Source organism: Paraburkholderia fungorum (assembly GCF_902833645.1).
GTDB classification, from domain to species: Bacteria; Pseudomonadota; Gammaproteobacteria; order Burkholderiales; family Burkholderiaceae; genus Paraburkholderia; species Paraburkholderia fungorum.
In genome coordinates this window covers 39,541-61,930 of the sequence record NZ_CADFGE010000020.1, presented here as the reverse complement: position 1 = coordinate 61,930, position 22,390 = coordinate 39,541, and the positions used below count along the sequence as shown (strand labels likewise).

Below are 22,390 nucleotides of genomic sequence, written 5' to 3'. Positions count from 1 at the left end.
CCTGTCTCGCAGCGAAGGCATTTACCTTGCTTGAGAAGGAGTGGTGCGGCGTATGGAGCCAGGACGGGTTTCGCTGTGCCCACTAGCATATTTCATCCCAGTCTGAGGCCAGTCTGGTAGGTCGCCTGCACGCTAAGTACCTGCCCCGGTCCGACACGCCATCCAGCCGCCCCACCATCACTCCGTCGCAATAGCACTCCCACCCAGATACGCGGCGCGAACCCGGCTATCCTGCGCCAGTTCCCTGGCGGGGCCGGCTAGTGCGATCCGACCGCTTTCCAGCACGTAGGCCCGATGCGCGATACGCAGGGCCTGACGCGCATTCTGCTCGACCAGAAGAATCGAGGTGCCTTCGTTGCAGATATTCGCAATCATGCCGAAGATCACCCGGACCAGCTTCGGCGCCAAACCCATGGACGGCTCGTCCAGCAGAACGACGCGAGGCCGCAGCATCAGCGCCCGAGCGATGGCCAGCATCTGCTGTTCGCCGCCGCTAAGCGTCCCCGCCAACTGGCTGCGCCGTTCGCCGAGCCGCGAGAAAGTCTGATAGACCTCGGCCATGCGCTGTTCCAGCAACGCGCCGTCGGCCCGGATCAGATAACCGCCGAGCCGCAGATTTTCCTCGACCGTCAACGCTCCGAACATGCGGCGGCCTTCCGGCACATGGCCGAGACCCCGCGCCACGATCTGGTGGGCCCGCAGTCCGGTGAGCGGCTCTCCGGCCATCGCGATCTGTCCCGCACGCGGGCGAAGCAGGCCGGAAATAGTGCGCAGCGTCGTGGTCTTGCCCGCGCCGTTGCTGCCCAGCAAGGCCACGATCTCACCTTCCGCGACATCGAGCGATATGCCGTGCAGAACTTCGACATTCCCATAGCTCACATGCAGATCGCGGATTTCTAGGAGTCCCACAGCGATTTCTCCCCAGCGGCATCGTCGGCCGTTTCTTCTGCTGTACCGAGATAGGCATCGATCACACGTGGGTCGGCCTGGATCTCGGCCGGCGAACCTTCGGCGATGATCACGCCATGATCCATGACGATGATCCGGTCCGACACGCCCATCACCAGCATCATGTCGTGTTCGATCAGCAACACCGTCACGCCCAGATCCCGGATACGCCGGATCAATTCCATCAGCGCATGCTTCTCGGTCGGATTCATCCCGGCAGCCGGTTCGTCCAACAGCAGGAGATACGGGTTGCTGGCGAGCGCGCGAGCAATCTCCAGCAGGCGTTGGTCGCCATAAGGCAGATCGGCCGCGCGTTCGCCTGCCCGGGCACTGAGGCCGACGAAGCTGAGCCAGCCGAGGCCCTCTGCCGCGTGATCGGCCGCTTCGGTGCGAGCGGAAGGGAGCGCAAGCAACTCGGCGATCAACGAGGTGTGAAGCCGGTGGTCCATGCCGATCAGCACGTTTTCGAACGCCGTCATATTGGCGAACAGACGGATGCCCTGGAAAGTGCGCGCCACGCCGCGATGAACGATGCGATGCGGTGCTCCGCCAGCCAGCGACGCGCCGCGCCAGAGAACCTGGCCGCCGCTCAGACGGGTCACGCCGGTGAGGCAATTGAACACCGTGGTCTTGCCGGCGCCGTTCGGGCCGATCAGGCTGAGAATCTCGCCGCCGCGCACCGTGAAGCTGACGCCGCCGACGGCCCGCACCCCGCCAAAGCTGCGCTGCATGTCGCGCACATCGAGCAGGATTTCATCGGCGACGATCTCCCGGTGCGCAGGCTTCGCTACGCCGTCACCTTCACGTGGCGGCGCCACCCGGCGCAGCGGCGCCGGCCACAGGCCTTGCGGCCGGAGCAGCATCAGAATCACCAGCCCGATCGCGAAGCCGAAAATGCGCCACAGGTTGAGGAAACGCAGTACCTCGGGCAGCCCGGCAACAATGATGGCGCCGAGTATCACGCCAGGAATACTGCCTCGGCCGCCCAGCACCACAATGATGAGGATCGTGACGGACTGCAGATAGGTGAAGCCGGTCGGGTCGATCGTCCCGAAGCGCGCAGCAAACAGGCTGCCGCCAAAACCGCCGATCAACGCGCCCATCACGTAAGCAAGCAGTTTGACTCGCAGCGTCGGTACGCCCACGGCTTCGGCCGCCGACTCGTCCTCGCGGATGCTGGTCCAGGCGCGGCCGAGCCGTGACTGACCGAGCCGGATCGCGAACACGAGCACTATCAGGAAGAACGCAATGCCTAGTTCGTACACCGCGCGGGGCGAGCTGATTTCGTAACCGAACAGGCTGGGACTATCGATACCGTAGATACCGTTCGGGCCGCCCGTAATCCGCAGATTGGTGGCAACGATACGCGTGATCTCGCCGAACCCGAGCGTGACGATCGCCAGGTAGTCGCTGCGCAGACGCAAAGTGGGGTAGCCGATGACGATGCCGGAAACACCGGCGAACGCGAGGCTGAACGGCAGCGTTTCCCAGAACGAGAAGTGCAGCAGTGTTTCCAGCAGCGCCGTCGTATACGCACCGATGGCGAAGAAGGCCGCATAGCCCAGATCCAGCAGCCCCGCATATCCGACAACGATATTCAGCCCGAGCCCGAGGATCGAATAGGTGGCGATGGTCAGGCCGACGTCGACGATATAGCTGCTGGCGACCGCCGGCAACGCCACGGCGGCGAGCAGAAGAGCGCCACCTGCCGCCGGGCGGCGCCAACGCGCTGAGGCTGACGTCGCGCCCATGGCCTACATTCTCTCGACGACGCGTTCGCCGAACAAGCCCGTCGGCTTGATCACGAGCACACCGATCAGTACACCGAACACCAGCACATCGGTCCACTGCGACGAAACATAGCCGGCGCCGAATGCTTCGAGCAGGCCGATCAGAATGCCGCCGGCCATCGCGCCCGGAATGTTGCCGATGCCGCCGAGAACGGCGGCGGTGAATGCACGCAAGCCCAGCACGAAGCCCATGAAGAAATTGATCTGCGTGTAGTAGAGCCCTTCCATGACGCCGGCGACGGCGGCCAATACCGAACCAAGCAGAAAGGTCAGCTGGATCAGCCGCTCGACATTGACGCCCATCAGACGCGCCGCGTCCTGATCGATCGCCAGCGCGCGCATGGCCGTGCCGAGGAAGGTGTGATGGACGAAGAAGTAAAGCGCTAGCATCAGCGCGAGGCTCGCCACGATGATGCCGATCTGCGTGAAGCTGACTCGCACGCCGAGCAGGTCGAGTCCTGCCTGGCTGAGCACATGCGGGTAGGTGTCGAAGCCGGCGCCATAGAGCAGCAGCACGCCGTTCTCCAGCGCGAGCGAAACGCCGAGCGCGGTGATCAGGATCGACAACCGCGGCGCGCGCAACAGCGGCTGATATGCGAGGCGCTCGATGGCAAGACCCAGGGCGCCGGTGACGGCCATCGAAGCAACGAGCGCAATCAGCAGCGCGAGAGCAAGCGGCAGGTGCACCGCGGCGAGCGCCGTCAAAGCGGTCCAGCCGACGAACGCACCGACCATGAACAGGTCGCCGTGAGCGAAGTTGATCAGCCGGATAATCCCGTAGACCATCGTGTAGCCGAGGGCGACGAGGGCATAGAAAGAGCCCGTCGTCAGCCCTTCGATGACGAACTGGAAGAAGGTGCTCATGGCGTGGCCCGTTGCGCGCCGGGCCTACTTCATCGCCACCCAGTGTCCGCCGGAATCGAGCCGCTGATACGGCGTGAAATTACCGCCGCGCACGGTGATGACGATATACACCGCGTTGCTGCGATCACCTTTGGCGTTGAAGCTGATGGCTCCCGTCACGCCTTGATAGCCCGAGATTTTGTGCAGGGCAGCAGTGATCGCCGCGGGCGTCGTCGATTTCGCGTTCGCGATCGCTTTTGCCGTGACGCCGACGGCATCGTATTCGTAGACGGAATAGGGGCCGGGGCCTTGCCCGTAAGCCTTCGTATAGTCGTCGACGTAGGCGTGCGCGGCGCTCAGGAATTGCGCCAGCGGCGCCGTGGTGATGAGCATGTCGTCGGCGGCGGGGCCGGCTGTTTTCATCAGCGTGGGGTCGTTGGTGGCGTCGCCGCCCATCAGCGTCATTTTCATGCCTAGTTGCCGCGCTTCCTTCACCAGCAAGCCCGCTTCGGCGAAATAGCCGGTGTAATAGATGACGTCTGGCTTCAGTGCCGCAACGTGGGTCAGCGTCGGCGAATAGTCCATCTGGCCGGGCGTGATCGCGTCGTCGTAGACCACATCGACGCCGTCCTTCTTCAATGCGTCCACCGTGTTATCGGCGAGACCTTTGGAATAGGTCGTGTTGTCGTTGATGACCGCCGCCCGTTTTGCATGCAGGAAGTTTTTCATGAAGTTGGCGGCAAACGGGCCTTGCTCGTCATCACGGCCGATCGTGCGGAACACGTTGTCGTAACCCATCTCGGTCAGCTTGGGATTGGTCGACGCGTCCAGCACGTAAGGAATGCCGGCGCGGTGAAAGGTTGTCAATTCCGGCAGCGCGGCGCTGGAGCAGTAACCGCCGGCCACCGCCACGACGCCCGCATCGACTAGCTTTTGTGCTGCCTGTACTGCTGTCTGCGCATCGCAGGCGTCGTCTTCCGGCACCAGTTCGATCTGCTTGCCGAGCACGCCGCCGGCCGCATTGATTCTGGCGGCGGCGAGTTTGGCGCCGTTGACGATGTCCTGGCCCGCGTTGGCGCTACTGCCCGACAGCGGCACCGGCACGCCGATCTTGATCGTGGCGCCCTCGCTGCGCGCCGAACCGGGCAGGGCGCCGGCGAGCACGGCGAGCGCGGCCATGGCCCCGATTGTTGTGCGCCGCAAAACGCTCGCAGCACAGACGGCGCCATTCTTCTGAGCAATCATGTTAGTGACTCCTTATCGTGAAAGGGATCAGAGCGATCCGCCACGCGGATAGACCGGTGACATCAGAAAACGGACGAAAACGTGCGTTCGCATGCCATGCGTGGCCCGCCAGCCCGCCGGACTGGCCGTCAGGCTTATCGGGGCGCCGTTACGAAAGTGCTCCTTTCATGATAGGTCTCGCTGCCGAATGAACGGGCTAGGGTATCCGCGTATAAACCTCCATCCAACGCGTGCGCGGCGCTATATTTGAACGATCGGGATGGGAGTCGCGCATGAAAAGCGTCATTCTTGGCGGCGGGATCGCAGGGGTTACAGCCGCCTGGTATCTCGCGAAAGAGGGCCGCGAGGTGACGGTAATCGATCGCCGGCCGGGCGTTGCGCTTGAGACCAGTTTCGCCAACGCCGGGCTGGTTGCGCCGGGCCACTCGTATACGTGGGCGTCCCCTCGTGCACCGAAAATCCTGCTGAAGTCGCTCTTCGTCGACGGGCAGGCGTTGCGGCTCAAGCTTAATGCGGACCCGCACATGTGGGTCTGGTGCCTCCAGTTCCTGCGAAACTGCACCGCGGAACGCTCCCGCCGGAACACGACGCGCAAGGTCGCGCTTTGCCGCTACGCACAGATGCAATTGCAACAGTTGACGGCCGCCGAGCATCTGCAATACGACCGCCTTAGCCGCGGCCTGTTGTATCTCTATCGCGACGAAGCATCGTTTGAGCGAGGCACACGGAACATGTCGATCCTCAAGGACAACGGTCTGCCGCTCGACACGCTCGATACGGCCCAGGTTGTCGCACGGGAACCCGCGCTTGACGGGGCGCGTGCCAGGATTGCCGGGGCAATCTACTGCCCCACCGACGAAAGCGGCGACGCGCACCTGTTCACCCGCGCGTTGAAAGCGGCGTGCGAGCGCCTCGGTGTGCGTTTCGAGTTCGACACGCCGATCAGCGCAATCGAGGCTTCGGGCGACCGGGTAGTTGGCGTGCGAACGCCACGGGGACTCGTGGGCGGTGACGAGTTCGTGCTGGCGCTCGGTTCCTGGTCGCCCATCGTTGCGCGTCCCTTGGGCTATCGGCTACCGGTGTATCCGATAAAGGGCTACTCGGCCACCTTCCCGGTTCGACCGGGTCACCGACCGCCGGACCTTGGCGGTGTCGATGAGAACAATCTCGTGGCGTGGGCGCGTTTTGGCGAGCGGCTGCGTTTTACCGCAACCGCGGAATTCGCCGGTTATGACACCCGCCATACACCCGCAGACTTCACGACCATGCTGCAGGTAGCACGCGAACTGTTTCCCGACGGCGCCGACTATGACAGCCCGTCCTACTGGGCCGGTTTGCGGCCGATGACGCCGGAGGGGACGCCCCTGATCGGCCGCACGCATCACAGGAACCTGTACCTGAACACCGGGCACGGACACATGGGATGGACCATGTCGTGCGGCACCGCGAAACTGCTGGCCGACGTCATGGCCGGTCGCCAGCCCGAGATCGACATGACAGGGATGACACTGAAATGAGCATGAATGCACCGCACGACGACGCGTATGCAAAACTCGACTTCGTGCTGGACGACGGCATCTGCCGGCGTGCCGCCATTGGTCTCGTGGTGCTCGCGACCGACCATACGATCGAGCACGAATGGCGCAAGCTGCTGACGCAGGATGGCGTGGCGTTCTACGAAAGCCGCGTGTACAACTCGGCGGATATCACGCCTGAACGGTTGATGGAAATGGAATCCCGTATTGCCGCGGCGGTGGCGCTGATTCGTCCCGGCGAGCGGATCGACGTCGTGGCGTTTGGCTGCACGTCGGCATCGATGGTGATCGGCGAGGAGACGGTGTTCGAGCGCATCCACGAAGCGCGTCCCGGCGTCGCCTGCACCACGCCGATCACCGCGGCGCTCACGGCCCTGCGTGCGCTCGGTGCGCGGCGCGTCGCATTGTTGACGCCCTATGTGCGTGCGATCAACAACACGATGCGCGACTACATCGAAGCGCGCGGTGTCGGCGTCACACGTATGGCCTCGTTCGAGCATGCGAACGACAACGAAGTGGCGCGAATCGACGCCGCGTCTTTAGAAGCCGCCGTCGGGCATCTCGCACAGAGCGCTGACGTGGACGCTGTTTTCGTATCCTGCACGAGTCTGCGGATTGCCGGGCTCATTCCAGAACTCGAGGCAAGGTTCGGCAAGCCCGTGATATCGAGCAACTTCGCGATGGCGTGGCATGCGTTGCGCCTCGCAGGCGTGGAGGATTGCGAACCTCGATTGGGTCGTTTGTTCGCGCTGTGATGGTCGAATATCGGTCACGGCGAATCGCACCCGACGCAGATGATCCCGCCCCGAAACGGGCCGCAGAGGCGGGAAAGAAGCGGGGAAAGAAGCGGGAAAGAAGCGGGGCATAATACGAGGATTCCTGGTCGGAATGATGGAGGTTGATATGGCTGCGTTTGCTATTGACGGCGTGCGGATTAACCCTGCAACTGATCGTGTCACGCACGTGCGCTGGTCGCTCATCGACCAGAGGACGCACGACCGCCTGTCTCCAACTTCGATCGTCGAGGTGGCGGAGGTGGTCAAGGCGATCCGCGCGGGAGACGTAGGCTGGTCCCTCTTTACCCTCGGCGGCGTGAGATTTCTGGGGCCGAAAATAAAGATCGTTCCGCACACCAATGGCCCTGATGGCATCGACACGGAGGAGCCTGACGGCAGTGTCGAAAAGTCCATCGACGATCTTCCGCACGTTTGACGAAGCAACCAGCAGGGCCGTGGGCATTCGGCTTTCATGCTGCGGCACCTGAATAAGCTTCCTTCAGATTCCGGATGGAGAGTGTCATGTGGGACAAGATCGAGCACAACGGATATGAGGTCTGGGTCCTGCCGATTCCGGCTTACGGGCCGCCGGCGCCAGACACCTTGTGGCATTACTCGGCGTACATCTGTCGGCACGGTGCCCAGGCCCACTTAGCCGGGCAGAGCATTCGCTTCGAGGAATTGGCCGCCACGTTTCCCAGCGAAGAAGCGGCTCGCGAAGCCGGCTATGTTGAAGGCAGGCGGCGCGTTGATCGGATTCACGAGGACGGTTAAGAACTGGTCTGCCGCCGGTCGCCAAACTGTCGACCCTTATCTGCGCCGGTTGCATTGAAACGTGGATATCAGGCGGCCCGGCGGGCGTCAGGGTAAAAACAAAATAAATAAACTTGCTCTAAACTAGCTGCCGCCCCAGCCAGCCTAGTAGAGAGCAAGCAACCCATGCCCCGACCTCCGGCCGATTCCGTCGGCGACGCCAGTTTCAGTTTGCCAAAACATCCTCCGTTTCAGCGCTTCTGGTGTACCCGTATCCTCTCGTCGCTGTCGTTCCAGATGCTCGCCGTCGCAATGGGCTGGCATATCTACGCGCTAACGCATAGCGCCTTCGCACTGGGCCTCGTCGGCCTCGCTCAATTCCTGCCGATGTTCGCGCTGACGCTCGTGGTCGGCCATGTTGCCGATCGCTATGACCGTCGCCGGATCGCCGCCATCTGTCAAAGCCTTGAAAGCGTCGCTGCCTTGTTGTTCGCCGTCGGCACCTTCGGCGGCTGGATCAGCGCGCCGGTTATCTATGTACTGGCCGCATGCGTGGGTGCGGCTCGCGCCTTCGAGTCCCCCGCGGTCGCTTCGCTGTTGCCGGGCGTCGTGCCGCGCGCGCAATTGCCCAAAGCGACCGCATGGGCCACTTCCGCCAATCAGTCCGCGCAGATCGCGGGTCCGGCATTGGGCGGTCTGCTTTACGGCATCGGCCCCGGTGCGGCTTACCTCGCATGCACGCTGTCGTTCGCGGCCGCCGCTGTCTCGGTGTGGGCCATCCCGTTGCAGGCGAAGTTGGCAAGCCGCGCGCCGGTGACGCTCGAGTCGGTGTTCTCAGGTATCGCTTTTATTCGCAAAGAACCCGTGATCCTCGGCGCACTGTCGCTCGATCTGTTCGCGGTCCTGTTCGGCGGCGCGACGGCGCTGTTGCCGGTCTTCGCACGCGACATCCTGCATACCGGACCGCTCGGTCTCGGCCTGTTGCGCTCGGGCACCGCGATCGGCGCGCTCGCGGGCACCATCTGGCTCGCACATTTCCCGCTGCGCAACCGGCCCGGCGCTGCGATGTTCGGCGGCGTGATTGCGTTTGGCGCCGCCACGATCGTGTTCGGTCTGTCGCATCAGTTCTTCCTGTCATTCTTCGCGCTGATGGTGCTGGGTGCGTCGGACACGATCAGCGTCGTGGTGCGCCTCTCGCTCGTGCAACTGCGTACGCCTGACGAAATGCTGGGCCGTGTCAGCGCGGTCAATTCGCTTTTCATTGGGACGTCGAATCAACTTGGCGAATTCGAATCGGGTGTGACGGCGGGGTGGTGGGGTGCGCAGCCGGCCGTTCTGGTAGGCGGCATCGCAACGATCGCCGTCGCCTTGTTGTGGATGCGATTCTTTCCGGAACTCAAGCGAACCCGCTCGCTTGAACGGGAGGAGGGGTTGGTGCCGAGCCATTGATAGAGGTGCACAGCGTCTCGCTTTCAACGGGACGCCGTTTCATCTTCTCGATTTTTGAAAGTCGGGTTTCCGATTTCACCGGGTTCTCTTTAAAGATGGAAGCCGGTAACTTTGAACGTGCAAGCTGCGGGCTGATCCGCGAGACAGGAGCCGTTCAATGAACTACACACACTCGTACCCGAGCGACATCGCTTTCACGCCAACGGTGAAGGCGATCCAGGCACGCCATGGTTCGCGTGATGCGTATGCGCGCATGGAAAGCGAACGCGGCTGGGAAACGCGCATTACGCCGGATGTCGCAGGCTTTATCGAGCAACAGACGAGCGTATTCTTTGCCACCGCGAATGAAGAAGGGCAGCCCTATATTCAGCATCGCGGCGGCCCTGCGGGTTTTCTGCGCGTACTCGACGACCACACAATCGCGTTCGCCGATTTCGCCGGCAATCGCCAGTACATTACGCTCGGCAATCTTGCCGACAACCCGAAGGCGTATCTCTTCCTGATCGACTATGCACGCCGGCGCCGCATCAAGCTGTGGGGCAACGCGCGCGCGGTCGAAGACGATCCGGAGCTGCTGGCCAGACTGATGCCACAGGGCTATAAAGCGCGCGGCGAGCGGGTGATCGTGATGACCGTCAGCGCGTGGGATATGAACTGTCCGCAACATATTCCGCAGCGGTTCGAGGCCGCAGACGTGGCTGCCGCGCTGGCGGAGAGGGACCGGCGCATCGAGACGCTGGAAGCGGAAATCGCGCGATTACGGGCGGCATCGGGCACGTGATTCGAGCTTAGGCGGCGCTCACCCGCAACGCCGTCCATCGCACCGTGGCGAGAATCGATGCCACGACGATCAAGGCGCCGCCGATCCACGCTGCCGTCGAAATCCGTTCACCTAGCCAGAGGCACGCGAACAGCGCACCGAACGCGGGTTCGCTGCCCATTAGCAAGGACACGCGCGTCGGGCTGCTGCGTTTGATCGCGAAGTTTTGCGCGAAGAACGCGAACAGTGTGCACGCTATCACCAGATAGCCGATGTAGCCCCAGAACATCGCATGCCCGGCGAGCGACGGCACCGGTTGCCACTGTTGCGGCGCGAACAGCAGCGCAACCGCCGCGCTGCCGAACGCTACCACGCCCGACTGAACCGCCGTCACAGACAAAGGCGGTAACGCCGAGTCGCGCATCACGCGCTTGGTCACGCACACATTCAGCGCGCGCAGCAGCGCGGCGAGCAGAATCAGCGCGTCGCCGGGATTGAAACTCAATGCCCCGTCCCCCGCCAGCAACCAGGCACCGAGCAGCGACAGCGCGACCGCCCCCCATTCGATGCGGCTCGGCGTGCGCTTGAGCATCCACCATTCGACGAGCGGTGTCAGCACCACGCACAGGCTGATCAGAAACGCCGCATTGGCCGCGCGCGTGAGCAGAATGCCGAAGGTCTCGCACAGAAAGATGCCGAGCAGCAGGGCGCCCGCGCTCAGCACGCCGCGCAGCGTGCGGGCATCGGCAGCGCGTAAATGACGCAAGGTGGGCGACAGGATCACGAAAGTGATGCCGAAGCGCATCGCCAGCAAGCCCAGCACCGGGTAGAACACCAGGGCGCTTTTGACGACCCCGTAACTGGTCCCCCAGACCACCGCGACCGCGAGCAGCATCAGATCGGAGAGCAGAAGCAGACGTTCTTGTTTCGACATGGCGGACCTCGGACAGATGAACGCTTATTGTCGAACTTTGTATAGAAAGCGATAATCGGGTTGTTGTGCATAGCATTTGTGTTGCGAATGCATAAATAGGCTCAAGCCGCGAGCGTCCGACAATGAACCCAACCGACCTTTTCGCTTTGCTGCCGGACATGGCGGTTTTCGCGCGCGTTGTCGATGCCGGCAACTTTTCGGTGGCCGCGCGTCAGCTCGGCAGCACGCCGTCCACGGTCAGCCGCCAGATCAAGCGCCTCGAAGACGCGCTGGCGACACGTCTGCTGGAACGGTCCACGCGCACGGTACGGGTCACCGAATCGGGTGCTCAGGTGGCGCGTTTTTGCCGGGACATGGTGAGCGCGGCATCGGGCGCGGTGGATGCCGCGGGGCAACTGGCCGACCGACCGCAAGGCAAGGTGCGCGTGAGCGCGCCGACCGCGTTTGCGAAGACGGTGATTCACCCGTTGATTCCCGGCTTTCTGCGCACCTATGGCGAAGTCGATCTGCAACTGCTTTTCACCGACCACGATGTCGATCCGCTTGCCGACGACGTCGATCTGGTGATCCGTTTGACCGGGCATCCACCGCAAGGGCTCGCGGGGCGCAGGCTGGGCACGGTGCGCTGGCTGCTGGTTGCATCGCCGGCTTACGTGCGCGAGCGCGGCACGCCGGTGCAACCGCGCGATCTTCTCAAGCACGATTGCATCTATCTGGGCGAAACCGCCGACGACAACCGCTGGCGTTTTCGTCGCGGCACGGAGACGCAAACCGTGGACGTGAAAGGGCGCTACGTTGCCAACCATGCCGGCGCGCGACTGGAGGCCGCGCAGCAGGATTTCGGCATTGCCAATCTGCCTGAGTTTGCGGCCGCCGAGGCACTGCAAAGCGGCGAACTCGTGCAGGTGCTGCCGGACTGGAATCTCGAAGCACGCGCTTACGTAGGGTCGGTGTGGCTGCTATATCCGCCGAACCGTTTCCTGCCGCCGAAGGTGAGAGTGCTGATCGACTACCTCGTCGCGCAATTACACGAAGCTTCATAACACCATTCATAGCGATCGCTACAACAGAGGCGATCAGGAGGAGAACGAACATGAGCTTGCGTGAAACCGGGCCGATCGCGGCGACTGTCTATCGCGGCGAAGCGATCGAGAACACCCATATCGCCCATGTTGCGGTGGTTCAGGCCGACGGCCGTCTGCTGTATTCATTTGGCGACCCATCGCGCATCACGCTGGTGCGCTCCGCGGCAAAGCCCGCCCAGGCTCTCGCGGTGCTGGAAACTGGCGCGCTTGAACGCTTCGGCTTCGACGAAGCCGACCTTGCGCTCATGTGTGCATCGCATAGCAGCGAGCCGCGTCACATCGAACGTGCGCGGCGGATGCTGGCCAAGGCGCAGGTTAGCGAGGCCGACCTGCGTTGCGGCGGGCATCCCCCGTTGTCCGACGCCGTGTATGTCGACTGGTTGAAGCGCGACTTCAAGCCGGATGCGGTGTGCAGCAACTGTTCGGGCAAGCACGCCGGCATGCTGGCCGGCGCGCGTTCGATCGGCGCGGCGATAGCGGGTTATGAACTGCCGGAGCATCCGTTACAGGTGCGCGTGAAGCACACCGTCGCCGAGGTGTGCGACTTACCGGACGACGGGGTGCAATGGTCAATCGACGGTTGCAATCTGCCCACGCCGGCATTTGCCCTTGACCGTCTTGCCCGGCTGTTCGCTAAGCTTGCTGCCGCGGAGGATGAGATATCGGCGTCCGCCGCCGCTTCTGCGGGGACTCCTTCTGCCATTTCGCCACGCACCGTTGCGCTCGCGCGCATCTACCGGGCGATGGCGGCGCATCCGGAGTGGGTGGGCGGCGAGGGGCGCTTCTGTACTACGTTGATGCGGGCATTCGACGGCGCGCTGATCGGCAAGGTCGGCGCCGACGGCAGCTATGCGATCGGCGTGCGGGCTTCGCGGCAGACAGCGCGGCTTGGCGCGGACGGTGCGCTCGGTATCGCGGTGAAAGTGGAGGACGGCAACATCGGCGTGTTGTACGCGACCGTTGCCGAACTGCTTGCGCGGCTCGATATCGGCAGCGCTGAACAGCGTGCGCAATTGAGCGCGTTCCATGCGCCGCCGATGGTCAACACCATGGGCGTCGAAATCGGCCATCTGGCATTTTCGTTCGAGCTCGCAGCGCATGCACGCCGCGAGGCGTGAGGGTCGTGAGGGCTGGGAGGGCTGGGAGGGCCGGGAGGGCGGCGCTGCTTATGCGTCGTCTTTCTTGAAGCGGTTCTGGATGGACACCAGTTGATCGTCGCTGGTGGCCACGATCCACAGACGGGCGCGTTCGACCATCAGACGATTGTGATCCTTTAGCGCGCCCATCGACACGGCGGTTTTCCACGCGACGGGCGCCGCGCGGCTGGTTCTGCCAGACGGTGTGCCGACCAGTAGCGCGTAGGGTCCGAGGGGCAGCGAGACAAACGGCATGGCTGGCTTGACGCGTATGCGCCAGTCGATGAAAGGTGTGTCGCTGAAGAGAAGCGGGGTGGGCAGGCCATGCAGCACGGTGAAGTCGTAGAGTGCGAGTTGGTCGCGCATGGGGCCATAGACCTTTCGAATATCGCTGACTACCGCCGCGCGGATTTCGTCGTCGAACATGGCTTCCTGGGTGTAGTGGTCGACTGCTTGCAGCGCGTCGTGCTGATAGGCGCTGAAGATGGCCAGGTCGACGCAATCGTGAACGGCGCGTTGGACTTCCGCGGCGGAGCCGGCCTCTTCGGGTTTGCCGAGTTGCGCTGCGCGGAGGAAGCGGGCGAGGGCCGCGTCCTGGATTGACGGACCGGTGGCCAGCGGGTCGCCGGGGGCGTTTTTATCTAGCGGGATGTAGAGGTATTTTTCTGCTGCGAAGCGGGATTTTTTGCCGTCATCGAAGCTGATTTCGCCGGTGGCGCAGTTCAGGTAGCGAGTGCCGATGTGGCCGTGTTCCCACACGTAGTTTTTCAGGAAGGGGCGCAGGGGGTGGAGTGGGTCAGGGTGTAGCATTTTCTTGTTTGCACTCCGTGCGGGGTTGGGTGGGTTTGGGTATGGTCACATAGAAATTGGGTTTTTGCCTGCCCGGCAGGGGGCTTCGCGGCGCTTTTTTGTTGTTTGATCTGGCTCTCTGGCGTTGCTTTGTTCGTGGTCTGGTCTGGGGTTGGTCTTTTGGCCTTTCCTTGAATTGTTGGTGGTCTATTAGCGTTGCCCCTGTGCGGGGCGGCACCTACTTTTCTTTGCCGGCCGCAAAGAAAAGTAGGCAAAAGAAAGCGGCTCACACCGCCAGCTCATAAGCGGGCCCCCCGCGCAGCCACGGTAGTGGTGCATCTGGAATCCGTGCCCCCGCACATTCCGCGCCGTTGACAAAGGATTCATCAGCTCCCACTCCGCACTACGTGCGTCGCGGACGGGTCTGCCTGGGAAACCTGGCTAATGCTTTGCATGACTGATCGTTTTTTTGATCCGGGTATCGGCGCGCGCAGCGCCGCCGGAGGTATGACTGCCTTGTCACTAAGGCCGAATGTGCGAGGCGACAGATTCCAGATGCACCACTACCGTGGCTGTGCGGGGGACCCGCTTATGAGCTGGCGGTGTAAAGCCGCTTTCTTTTGCCTACTTTTCTTTGCGGCAGGCAAAGAAAAGTAGGTGCCGCCCCGCACAGGGGCAACGCTAATAGACCACTAAAAAAACAAGGAAAGGCCAAAGCCCCAGATCAACAACAAAAAGCGCCGAACAGGCACAAAACCGCATCAACCGACAACCCCCTCCGCCGCAGGCACCCCCCCCAACGCATTACGAATAGCATCAGCCAGCTCAGCGGCTGCAAACTTCGCCACATACCCATTCGCGCCAGCATTCTTCACATGCGCCTCATTAGCCGCGCCTGTCAAAGACGAATGAATAATCACCGGAATATCCCGGGTCCGCTCGTCAGCCTTGATCTGACGAGTCAACATAAACCCATCCATCTCGGGCATCTCGAGATCGGTCAACACCAGCGCAATACTGTCCTTCGCCCTCACGCCAGTAGCCTGCGCCTCACGCGCAACTTCCTGCAAGGTATGCCACGCCTCCTCGCCAGTCTTGGTCATCACATAGTCCGCGCCGATCGCGCTCAACGCCTGCTCAATCAGCTTGCGCGCAAAGCCGGAATCGTCAGCGGCGAGAATCTTCGCGCCCCGGCGGATGCCTAGCGCTTCACCCACAGAGCTCGGGTCGACGCTAGGATGCTGTGACGGAAACACATCACGCAATACCTGCTCCACGTCGATCACCTGCGCAAGTCGCGAGTCGCCCGTGTTGCCGTCAATCCGCGCAATGCTCGTCACCAGATTGCCGCCGGCCGCGCCTTCGGCAGACAAAACCTGATTCCACTCGAGCCGCACAATGTCATCCACTTCCTCAACCGCAAATGCCTGCGTCGAACGCGCAAATTCCGTCACCAGCAAAATGTTCAAACCGCGCGTCGGCTCGCAACCCATCAGGCGCGGCAAATCGATCACGGGAATAATCTGCCCGCGAATATCCACCGCCCCCATGACATACGGCGACGATCCCGCAATCGGTGTCACCGGCGGCATCGTCGATATTTCGCGCACCTTGAAGACGTTGATACCGTAAAGCTCATGCGCGTCGCTGCCGGGAACAGAGCCCAGCCGATACAGCAACAATTCGAACTTGTTGGAACTCGTCAGGTTGCTGCGTTCGTTGTTCACGCGATGATCGACTGCCATTGAAACTCTCCGGGGATTGCGGTGCGAGTGGTGCGCCATGCATACCGTCGGTCCGGCCCTGGCGCGTGCCCTATCTTTCCGTTATCGGCGCATCGACAGGAAAATTCAGTCAATTCAGGCGGTTTATCGATGCTTTCTGGTTAACACCCAGTCGATCTCCGGAACAGAATGAGGACCGCGGCCCTACGCGAAAGCCAGGTAATTTGTATGAAGGTTACCTAAGGTTACAGAAGCGACAGCGCGGTTTCACATGCCCGGTAACCTGCCTCCTAGAATGCACAGCGATAAGAGCGCGGCGCCGTTAGTCAATCGCAAGCGACTTGCAAGCTGGCAATGCAGTCGAATGCAATGGCCGAGGCGCACGTGTATCGCCGCCGTTTCGCTTCCACTACAAGGAGAACGTATGATCCGCTTGCCTCTCGCCACCCTCAGCAGCGCCTGCATGGCCAGTCTTATGATCGTCGCTACCGCAGCCCATGCACAGACCGCGCCGGCAGCGCCGGGCGCCGTGCGTATTCATGCCGCCGATCAGGCCTTCATTACCGACGCCACCGCGGCGGTCTCCACGCAGCGCGATGCCGCACGCATCGCCACCTCGCGCTCCACCGACCGCGACGTGAAGGCATTCGCCGAACGCGTGTCGAACGACAACGCGAAAATCTCGGACGCGCTGCGCGCCGCAAGCCCGCGTGGCGTCGACGTGCCGAAGAACGATCCGAATACAGCGGTGCTCGCGAGCATCAACAACCTGCGTGGCGCCGATTTCGACAAGACCTACATCGAGCAGGTCGCGCTCGCGGGCGAACAGAAAGCGCTGTCGGCATTCCAGGCTGAAATCGCCTCGGGCCGCGACGAACAGCTGAAGGACGTAGCGAAGAAGGCACTGCCGACCATCCAGGAGCACTACGCGATGGCCCAGGATCTCGCCAAACGCAAACATTTCGCCCAGTAAGCCGCACGCGGGTCGCAACCCCGCATAGTTTGCGGCATCAAACGCGCGTCACGTTGCGGCGCGACGCGCGCAGCAGGCCGAATGCGTTCTTTTCGGCGATAATCGGCTTCGTTCTTTCGCTCGGCCTGCGTGCCTCCGGGCATGACTCAGGCAGATCGACAGCAATTTCCCGATTCCACGCGCATTCAATCAAAGCTCACCGCATGGGCAAGCCTGCCAATCTCCCGCAACAGTTGGACCATATGCTTCGGCAAGCCGTCGCGCTACAGCAGAACGGCGCATTGGCCGAGGCCGAAGAACTCTATCGTGAGATCCTCGAACTTAAGCCACGTCATTTCGACGCGCTGCAGTTATTGGGTTCGCTCGCGCTGCAAGCGGGGCGTGTACAAGAGGGCATCGAATTCCTGAAAAAGGCGCTCGCCATCAATGCGAAGCAGGCGCCCCTTCATTCGAATCTCGCCTATGCGCTCAACGCGTTGCAACGTTTCGACGAAGCACTGGCGAGTGCCGATCGCGCGCTCGCCTTGCAGTCCGGATTCCCGGACGCACTCAACAATCGCGGTAATGCGCAAGCCGGTCTGAATTTGCCGCTCGAAGCACTCAACAGCTTTGATCGCGCGCTCGCCTCGGCGCCGGATTTCGCACCCGCCTGGAACAATCGCGCCTGCGTGCTGCGCGATCTGGGCCGGGCCGCCGATGCCCTCGCGAGTTGCGATCACGCGCTCGCCTTGCAGCCGGGCTATCCCGACGCATGGAGCAATCGCGGTAATGCGTTGAGCGATCTGAACCGGCCGCACGAGGCGCGGGAAAGTTATCAGCGCGCGCTCGAACTCGCCCCTGCGTTTGCCGACGCGTGGAATAACCTCGGCCTGACTCAGGTCGATCTGAATGAGCACGCGCAAGCGCTGCACAGCTATGAGCGCGCACTGACCGTGAATCCGGCCGCTGCCGAGACCCATTGGAACCGGTCGTTGTGTCTGCTGCAATTAGGGCAACTGGAAGCAGGGTGGGCAGAGTACGAATGGCGCTGGGAGCGTAGCCGGATCAAGGCAAGCCGGCGCACCTTCGCACAACCGCTGTGGCTCGGCAATTTTTCCATCGACGGAAAAACCATTCTGCTGCACGCCGAGCAAGGTCTGGGCGATACGCTGCAGTTTTGCCGCTATGCCAAAACGGTGTCGAAGCTCGGCGCAAAGGTCGTGCTGGAAGTACCGCGCGAGTTGATGCGGCTCATGTCCACGCTCGACGGTGTGAACCAGCTGATCGAAGCGGGGCACGCACTGCCGCCGTTCGATTGCCACTGTCCTCTGCTGAGTTTGCCGCTCGCGTGCAAGACCGATCTCGCGAGTATTCCGTCAAAGACGCCTTATCTGTTCGCCGACCCGCAAGCAAGCCGCGAGTGGCACGAACGTATCGCCGCGCCAGCGCAAAAGTGCCTGAACGTAGGGCTCGTCTGGGCTGGCGGAAACCGGCCGCATGTCGCCGAGCTTCGCAAGAACGACGCGCGGCGTTCGATTACGTTCGAGCGGCTCGCACCGATTCTCGATGTGCCGAACGTGCGGTTCTTCAGTCTGCAAAAAGGACCGGCCGCGCGGCAATTGCAACACGACGACTCGCACCTCGACGTGATCGATTACACCGAAGAACTCGACGACTTCGCCGACACGGCCGCGCTGGTGGCGAACCTCGATCTGGTGATATCGGTGGATACGTCTACCGCGCACCTGGCCGGCGCGCTGGATAAGCCGGTATGGATTCTGAACCGCTTCGACACATGCTGGCGCTGGATGCTGGAGCGCACCGATACGCCCTGGTATGCGCAAGCGAAATTGTTCCGGCAACCGGCACTGGGTGATTGGGACAGCGTGATTCGAAACGTGCGCGACGCGCTGGTCGAGTTGAGCGCTAGCTGACGCGTTTTGCCAGACACGCGTAGACTGAATGTCCCTTTATCGACGGCTAGGTCACGGAGATTCAGCAATGGAATACAGACATCTGGGTGCATCCGGTTTCAAGGTGCCGGTCCTGAGTTTCGGCACCGGCACATTCGGCGGCAAGGGTGAATTTTTTCAGGCGTGGGGCGCCACGGACGTGGCCGAAGCGCGTCGCCTGATCGACATCTGTTTCGATGCGGGCGTCACGATGTTCGACAGCGCCGACATCTATTCGAGCGGCGCTTCCGAAGCGGTGCTCGGTGAAGCACTCAAAGGCAAGCGCGACAAAGCGATTATCTCGACCAAGGCGACCTTCCGTTTCGACGACGGTCCGAACAATGTCGGCTCGTCGCGCTTTCATCTGATCCAGGCGGTGGACGCTGCGCTCAAACGCCTGCAAACCGATTACATCGATCTGTTCCAGTTGCACGGTTTCGACGCGAAGACGCCGATTGTCGAAGTCATGTCGACGCTCGACGATCTCGTGCGCGCCGGCAAGATCCGTTACACCGGGGTGTCGAATTTCTCCGGCTGGCATCTGATGAAGTCGCAGGATACCGCGGACCGTTATGGCTATCCGCGCTATGTCGCGAATCAGACTTACTACTCGCTGATCGGCCGCGATTACGAATGGGAGTTGATGCCGCTCGGCGTCGATCAGGGCGTGGGCGCGGTGGTGTGGAGTCCGCTAGGCTGGGGGCGTCTCACCGGCAAGATCAAACGCGGTCAACCGTTGCCGGAAACGAGCCGCCTGCATAAAACCGCCGACATGGGGCCACCGGTGCCGGACGAGTATCTGTTCCGCGTGCTCGATGCAATCGACGAGATTGCGGCCGAAACCGGCAAGACCGTGCCGCAGATCGCATTGAACTGGCTGCTGCAGCGGCCTACCGTATCGACGGTGCTGATCGGCGCGCAACGAAGAGCAATTGCGGCAGAACCTGGGCGCAGTGGGCTGGAATCTGACAGCCGAACAGGTGGCGAAACTCGATGCGGCCAGCGCTGTGCGTCCGGCGTATCCGTACTGGCATCAGGAAGGATTTGCGGAGCGTAATCCGGCGGCGGTTTAAGTGCGCTTCGCCGGCGATCGCGCCGCATAGACAGAGTCACAACGCGCTCCGGTTCGATTCCTGCTTGATGAGGTCGGCCGGAGCGGTGAACAGGTCGCTCGTGAAAGGGATACGCCGTTCAAGCGTGCCGTAACAAGGGTACTTGAAGTGTTTTCAGCCGGAATCAGGCCACACCGCCGTTGGCGCGCAGGATCTGGCCATTGACCCAGCCTGCATCCGGGCCGGCGAGAAACGACACTACCGAGGCGATGTCGTCAGGCTGACCGAGGCGCTGCAGCGGCGGCATCTTCGCGAAGGTCTGGATCTGTTCTTCGGTCTTGCCGTCGAGGAACAGCGCGGTCGCGACCGGGCCAGGCGCCACTGCGTTGACGGTGATATTGCGGCCGCGCAATTCCTTGGCGAACACGTGCGTGAAGGCTTCGACGGCGGCTTTGGTGCCGTTGTAGATCGCGTAGCCCGGCATGTTCAGCGCGAGCGTCGTGCTCGAGAAGTTGACGATGCGTCCGCCGTCGTTCATGCGCGCGGCTGCTTCGCGCAGGGTATTGAAGGTGCCGCGTACGTTGATGTCGAACGTCTGGTCGTAGAGCGCGTCGCTGGTGTCGGCGAGCGGCCCGGTCTTGAGTATGCCGGCGTTGTTGACCAGTACATCTACTTTGCCGAGTTGCTGTTCGGTGGTCTCGAACATGCGGCGCACATCGTCGGCGTTTGCCACGTCGGCCTTCACCGCGATGGCTCTCGTGCCCGCCGCCGTGAGTTGCGCGACCAGCGCATCGGCCTCCGATGAACTCGATGCGTAGTTGACGGCGACCGCGAAGCCGTCGTTGGCGAGGCGTTGCGCAACGGCTGCGCCGATGCCGCGGGATGCGCCGGTAACGATGGCGACTCGAGCGTTTTTGATCGTGTTCATGATTCGTTTCCTCCTGTGCGGTGGGTTGGTGAGACGAATCATGGCCGCTTTTGCCATTGAGATAATCGCGTTAGACTTGCCATCATCATTCCATTTGCTTTAACAATTGATTGGCAGGCCATGGGCGACAACTGGTAACCAGCCGGATCGCTGGCCCGGCACAAAGGCGTTGACCATGGATCGTTTCGAGGAAATGCGGGTGTTCATCCGGATCGCCGAGCGGCAAAGCTTCACGCGTGCTTCGGACGACTTGCAGATCCCGCGCGCCACCGTTACCAATCTGATGAAGCGCATGGAGCAGCGGCTTGGCGCGCTGCTTCTCGAGCGCACCACACGCTCGGTACGCCTGACGCACGACGGCGAGGCGTATTACCGTCGCTGCGTGCGCTTGATTGCCGACATGGAGGAGGCGGAGGGTTCTTTTTCCAACCTCGCGCCGAAGGGCCTTTTGCGTGTGAATTTGCAGGGCACGCTGGCCCGGCATTTCGTTGTGCCGGCGTTACCCGCGTTTCTTGCGCGGTTTCCCGACATCGAATTGACGATCGGCGAGGACGACCGGCTGGTCGATCTGGTGCGGGAGGGGATTGATTGCGTGTTGCGGGCGGGCAATCTGCAGGATTCGTCGATGGTGGGGCGGCGCGTGGCGCATTTGCCGCAGGTGACGGTGGCGAGTCCGGCTTATCTGGCGGCATACGGAGAACCGGCCGATCCGGCCGCGTTGTCGGGGCACCGTGCGGTCAATTATCTGTCGAGTGCGACTGGCAAGCCGGTACCGCTTGAATTCAGAGTCGATGGCCGCGATGTGGCGATGTACCTGCCGTCGGCGGTATCGGTTACCGGTGCCGATCTTTACACGGGTTCGGCTGTGGCCGGTCTTGGCATTGTGCAAGTGCCGCAATACCGTGTCGCGGGCGAGTTGGCGGCGGGGCGGCTGAGGATCATTCTTGCGGACTTTCCGCCGCCGCTGATGCCGGTTTCGGTGCTGTATCCGCACAATCGCCAGTTGTCGTCGCGGGTGCGGGTTTTTGCGCAGTGGTTGCGGGATATTTTTGAGGCTGCTGGAGCGGGTTAGCGGCGAGCGCGTGGGTTGGCATAGGCGTGTGGTCAATGGTGCTATTGCGCGAGTGGTTTGGTTTTGCGTAATGCGCTGCGTATCGTGGGATCATACGGGCCGTGCTGAGCGGGATTGCTTGTTGCACGGTATGGAAAAAGAGGAGCAGGGCGATGATCGATGGGCTGGTGGGCGGGCGCTTGTACGGTGAGGCGCAGATTCGCACGGGGCAGAACGGCAAGCGGTTTGTGACCTGCAAGGTCCGGGCAACCACCAATGATGGCGATACGATTTTCGTCAATGTGATTGCGTTTGACGATGAAGTGCAGGCGGCGTTGCTGGCGCTGGGTGACGCGGATAGTGTGGCGCTTAGTGGGGCGTTGACGCCCAAGGTTTGGACTGACAAGAATGGGTTGGTGAAGCCTGCAGTGGATATGGTTGCACATAAAGTGCTGGTGGGGTATCGGGGGGAGGGGTAAAGGTTTTGGTTTGTTTGTGGTCTGTTCTGGGGTTGGTCTTTTGGTCTCTTGGCCTTTCCTTGATTTGTTAGTGGTCTATTAGCGTTGCCCCTGTGCGGGGCGGCACCTACTTTTCTTTGCCTGCCGCAAAGAAAAGTAGGCAAAAGAAAGCGGCTCAAACCGCCAGCTCATAAGCGGGTCCCCCGCACAGCCACGGTGGTGGTGCATCT

General features: G+C 62.1%; 20 protein-coding genes and 1 pseudogene. 13 read left to right on the top strand and 8 right to left on the bottom strand.

What is annotated here, in order from left to right:
• Positions 1-177: 177 nt before the first annotated feature.
• The 4 genes from HWX91_RS39055 to HWX91_RS39040 are packed head-to-tail and all read right to left on the bottom strand — an operon-like array spanning position 178 to position 4,826.
• Complete coding sequence (locus tag HWX91_RS39055; RefSeq protein WP_028200578.1) at positions 178-909, bottom strand: ABC transporter ATP-binding protein; 732 nt, start codon at positions 907-909, stop codon at positions 178-180.
• On the bottom strand, positions 897-2,699 hold the full coding sequence (locus tag HWX91_RS39050; RefSeq protein WP_028200579.1) for a branched-chain amino acid ABC transporter ATP-binding protein/permease: 1,803 nt from the start codon (positions 2,697-2,699) through the stop codon (positions 897-899). Before HWX91_RS39050 ends, HWX91_RS39055 begins: the two co-directional genes overlap by 13 nt.
• A 3-nt stretch (positions 2,700-2,702) precedes the next feature.
• A complete protein-coding gene (locus HWX91_RS39045) occupies positions 2,703-3,602 on the bottom strand; it encodes a branched-chain amino acid ABC transporter permease (RefSeq protein WP_028200580.1) in 900 nt (299 codons plus the stop codon).
• A gap of 24 nt (positions 3,603-3,626) precedes the next feature.
• A complete protein-coding gene (locus HWX91_RS39040) occupies positions 3,627-4,826 on the bottom strand; it encodes a branched-chain amino acid ABC transporter substrate-binding protein (protein ID WP_028200581.1) in 1,200 nt (399 codons plus the stop codon).
• Between the two features lie 272 nt (positions 4,827-5,098).
• On the opposite strand from HWX91_RS39040, the gene HWX91_RS39035 reads away from it, so the two are divergent.
• The 6 genes from HWX91_RS39035 to HWX91_RS39010 all read left to right on the top strand — a co-directional run bounded on the left by HWX91_RS39035 (position 5,099) and on the right by HWX91_RS39010 (position 10,120).
• On the top strand, positions 5,099-6,343 hold the full coding sequence (locus HWX91_RS39035; protein ID WP_028200582.1) for a D-amino acid dehydrogenase: 1,245 nt from the start codon (positions 5,099-5,101) through the stop codon (positions 6,341-6,343).
• Positions 6,340-7,116 carry a maleate cis-trans isomerase family protein gene (locus tag HWX91_RS39030; RefSeq protein WP_028200583.1) on the top strand — a complete coding sequence of 259 codons (777 nt, stop codon included), beginning with the start codon at positions 6,340-6,342 and terminating at the stop codon, positions 7,114-7,116. The genes HWX91_RS39035 and HWX91_RS39030 overlap by 4 nt, the downstream gene beginning before the upstream one ends.
• A gap of 148 nt (positions 7,117-7,264) precedes the next feature.
• Entirely contained in the window at positions 7,265-7,573 is a 309-nt protein-coding gene (locus HWX91_RS39025) for a hypothetical protein (RefSeq protein WP_028200584.1), read from the top strand.
• 86 nt (positions 7,574-7,659) lie between these two features.
• On the top strand, positions 7,660-7,911 hold the full coding sequence (locus HWX91_RS39020; RefSeq protein WP_028200585.1) for a hypothetical protein: 252 nt from the start codon (positions 7,660-7,662) through the stop codon (positions 7,909-7,911).
• Between the two features lie 165 nt (positions 7,912-8,076).
• Positions 8,077-9,339, top strand: coding sequence for an MFS transporter (locus HWX91_RS39015; protein WP_028200586.1), 1,263 nt, complete (start codon positions 8,077-8,079; stop codon positions 9,337-9,339).
• Positions 9,340-9,496: 157 nt separating this feature from the next.
• Entirely contained in the window at positions 9,497-10,120 is a 624-nt protein-coding gene (locus tag HWX91_RS39010) for a pyridoxamine 5'-phosphate oxidase family protein (RefSeq protein ID WP_028200587.1), read from the top strand.
• Positions 10,121-10,127: 7 nt separating this feature from the next.
• Here the strand turns inward: HWX91_RS39010 and HWX91_RS39005 are convergent, their stop codons facing one another.
• Complete coding sequence (locus tag HWX91_RS39005) at positions 10,128-11,033, bottom strand: DMT family transporter (protein ID WP_028200588.1); 906 nt, start codon at positions 11,031-11,033, stop codon at positions 10,128-10,130.
• 122 nt (positions 11,034-11,155) lie between these two features.
• Here HWX91_RS39005 and HWX91_RS39000 point away from each other — a divergent pair, with 122 nt between their 5' ends.
• Positions 11,156-12,076 (top strand): LysR family transcriptional regulator, encoded by a 921-nt coding sequence (locus HWX91_RS39000; RefSeq protein WP_028200589.1) that lies wholly within the window; start codon positions 11,156-11,158, stop codon positions 12,074-12,076.
• A gap of 50 nt (positions 12,077-12,126) precedes the next feature.
• Positions 12,127-13,236 carry an asparaginase gene (locus tag HWX91_RS38995; RefSeq protein WP_028200590.1) on the top strand — a complete coding sequence of 370 codons (1,110 nt, stop codon included), beginning with the start codon at positions 12,127-12,129 and terminating at the stop codon, positions 13,234-13,236.
• Between the two features lie 48 nt (positions 13,237-13,284).
• On the opposite strand, the gene HWX91_RS38990 is transcribed toward HWX91_RS38995, so the two are convergent.
• Positions 13,285-14,064: a hypothetical protein gene (locus HWX91_RS38990; protein WP_028200591.1), complete on the bottom strand. Its 780-nt coding sequence runs from the start codon at positions 14,062-14,064 to the stop codon at positions 13,285-13,287.
• 740 nt (positions 14,065-14,804) lie between these two features.
• Complete coding sequence (locus HWX91_RS38985) at positions 14,805-15,788, bottom strand: chemotaxis protein CheV (RefSeq protein ID WP_028200661.1); 984 nt, start codon at positions 15,786-15,788, stop codon at positions 14,805-14,807.
• A 403-nt stretch (positions 15,789-16,191) separates the two neighbouring features.
• Between HWX91_RS38985 and HWX91_RS38980 the strand changes: the two genes are divergently transcribed.
• The 3 genes and pseudogenes from HWX91_RS38980 (at position 16,192) to HWX91_RS38970 (ending at position 19,744) form a co-directional block, all read left to right on the top strand.
• The gene (locus HWX91_RS38980; protein ID WP_028200662.1) at positions 16,192-16,740 is read left to right on the top strand and encodes a DUF4142 domain-containing protein; all 549 of its coding nucleotides are present in this window, start codon (positions 16,192-16,194) and stop codon (positions 16,738-16,740) included.
• A 203-nt stretch (positions 16,741-16,943) separates the two neighbouring features.
• Positions 16,944-18,653: a tetratricopeptide repeat protein gene (locus tag HWX91_RS38975; RefSeq protein ID WP_028200663.1), complete on the top strand. Its 1,710-nt coding sequence runs from the start codon at positions 16,944-16,946 to the stop codon at positions 18,651-18,653.
• A gap of 67 nt (positions 18,654-18,720) precedes the next feature.
• Positions 18,721-19,744, top strand: a pseudogene (locus HWX91_RS38970) (aldo/keto reductase).
• A gap of 163 nt (positions 19,745-19,907) precedes the next feature.
• Here HWX91_RS38970 and HWX91_RS38965 read toward each other — a convergent pair.
• A complete protein-coding gene (locus tag HWX91_RS38965; RefSeq protein ID WP_028200664.1) occupies positions 19,908-20,651 on the bottom strand; it encodes an SDR family oxidoreductase in 744 nt (247 codons plus the stop codon).
• A gap of 175 nt (positions 20,652-20,826) precedes the next feature.
• Here HWX91_RS38965 and HWX91_RS38960 point away from each other — a divergent pair, with 175 nt between their 5' ends.
• Both HWX91_RS38960 and HWX91_RS38955 read left to right on the top strand, forming a co-directional pair.
• Positions 20,827-21,723 (top strand): LysR family transcriptional regulator, encoded by an 897-nt coding sequence (locus tag HWX91_RS38960; RefSeq protein WP_028200665.1) that lies wholly within the window; start codon positions 20,827-20,829, stop codon positions 21,721-21,723.
• 152 nt (positions 21,724-21,875) lie between these two features.
• On the top strand, positions 21,876-22,181 hold the full coding sequence (locus tag HWX91_RS38955) for a single-stranded DNA-binding protein (RefSeq protein ID WP_028200666.1): 306 nt from the start codon (positions 21,876-21,878) through the stop codon (positions 22,179-22,181).
• Positions 22,182-22,390: the final 209 nt, after the last annotated feature.